Here is a 1,878-nt window from a genome sequence, read left to right on the forward strand (position 1 = left end):
ACAATATAATATAGAACCTCACTAAGTATTTTTTAGTGAGGTTTTTTGTTTTTACGTGAAACCGTAATTTATTGTTAAAAGGTTGTTGTATGTTTGGAATATATTTATAAAAATGTAGATGATATAGGGAATATTTAACGAAACTTTTCTATCATTTATTTTGTAAATTACGATGTTATGTGCAAGTATTTCCTAAAAAATTCATTAACCAATGAAAATAAATCGAATTAAAATTGAAAACTTTCGTTCAATTAAAGAAACTGAATTCACAACAACAGACTTCAATATTTTTGTAGGTCAAAACAATTGCGGTAAAACAAACTTTTTTGAAGCAATCGAATTCTTTTTTAATGGTTTAGGAAGAGGTGCAAACATTAATGAACTTAAGTATAAAAGAGATCCTCAAAATGAAATTCTTGTCGAAATTGAATTTATAGGATCACAAAATGGAGCTTCATTAATGCAAAATCAAACAAATAAAACTAAAATTGAAAATGCTCTAAATGGAGAAGACATTGTAATTTTTCAAAGAATTAGTGGTATTCCGAATAAGCGGAAAATGTTTGTTAATGGTGCAGAAGTAACACCTGGAACTGGATTTGACGCAGCATTAAACGATTTCCTTCCAAAGTTTGAATATATAAGCACTAAACAATATTATGATGCTGTAGCAAAATATTCGAAAACAACTCCTATTGGTATAATGCTTTCTGGAGTTTTAAATACTATTCTACAAGGAAATCAACAGTATCAAGCATTTCAAGCCAAATTTGCTGAACTATTTGAAGATGATAATTCTGCAATCAAGCAAGAGTTCGTAAGTATCGGAAATAGTGTAAAAATTCATTTAGAAAAACAGTTTCCTGATACTACAAAAGTTAAGTTTGAAGTTACTCCCCCACAATTTGACGATTTACTTAAAAGTTTTTCAACATCAATCGACGATGGTGTAGAAACGTCTGCAGAAGAAAAAGGAGACGGAATGCAACGAGCTTTAATGCTTGCTATTATACAAGCTTACGCAGACTACAGAAAACAAAACGAAGATGTCGGAAAGTCATTCCTATTTTTCATAGATGAAGCAGAGTTACATCTTCATCCAACCGCACAGAGAAACCTTAAAAATGTTCTTCACGCTCTTTCGCAAGAAACAGATCAAGTATTCATAAATACACATTCATCTGTTTTTGTAGCGGATAATTATACAAATCAGTCAATTATGAAAGTTGAAAAAAACAGTGGTGAAACTGAAATTGAGGTTGTAAGCGAGTTTGAAAAACCCTATATTATTTTTGAATTGTTGGGAGGAAGTCCATCTGATTTACTTCTACCAAAAAATTTTCTAATTGTTGAAGGATTGACTGAATTTGAATTATTAACGAGAGTAATTAGAAGATTTTATGCCGATAAACCAGCTATTCAAATTATAAAAGCAAACGGTGACATTGACCAAGCTGAAAGAACAATAAATGCAATCGAAAAATTATTTATTCCATTAGGTTCTAGCATATACCAAAATCGTGTAGTATTATTATTAGATTGTCCCTCAGTACAAACAGAAGGTGGCGTAAACCATTTTAGACAAACATATAGACATTTAGTCGAGAATAATCAACTACACATATTATCACACAGGGATATTGAACAAATTTATCCTGATCAAGTTTGTTCAACATATACAAATTGGAGGAAAACTCAAGCTGACTTAGATGCTACTAATGCAAATGGAGATAAAATAATTACAGGAAAGAAGAAAAGGCAATTAGCAAAACACGTTGGAGAAAATATTACGCAAGAACAATTTGAAACAGATTTATATCTATGTTATCAAGCTTTATTAAGATGTTGGGACTTAGCTCTACAATAATGCCAGCACAT

The 1,878-nt window shown here is 30.6% G+C and carries 1 protein-coding gene; it reads left to right on the forward strand.

Annotated features, from left to right (window positions below; translation table 11 throughout):
- Positions 1-211: 211 nt before the first annotated feature.
- A complete protein-coding gene (locus N5E64_RS15545) occupies positions 212-1,867 on the forward strand; it encodes an ATP-dependent endonuclease (RefSeq protein WP_125350703.1) in 1,656 nt (551 codons plus the stop codon).
- Positions 1,868-1,878 lie beyond the last annotated feature (11 nt).

The sequence above is a fragment of the Empedobacter sp. GD03739 genome, assembly GCF_029843245.1.
GTDB lineage: Bacteria > Bacteroidota > Bacteroidia > Flavobacteriales > Weeksellaceae > Empedobacter > Empedobacter falsenii_B.

What these genes read in the sequence shown, in the direction of transcription:
- N5E64_RS15545 (WP_125350703.1), top strand. Translation starts at nt 212, where the DNA reads ATGAAAATAAATCGAATTAAAATTGAAAACTTTCGTTCAATTAAAGAA.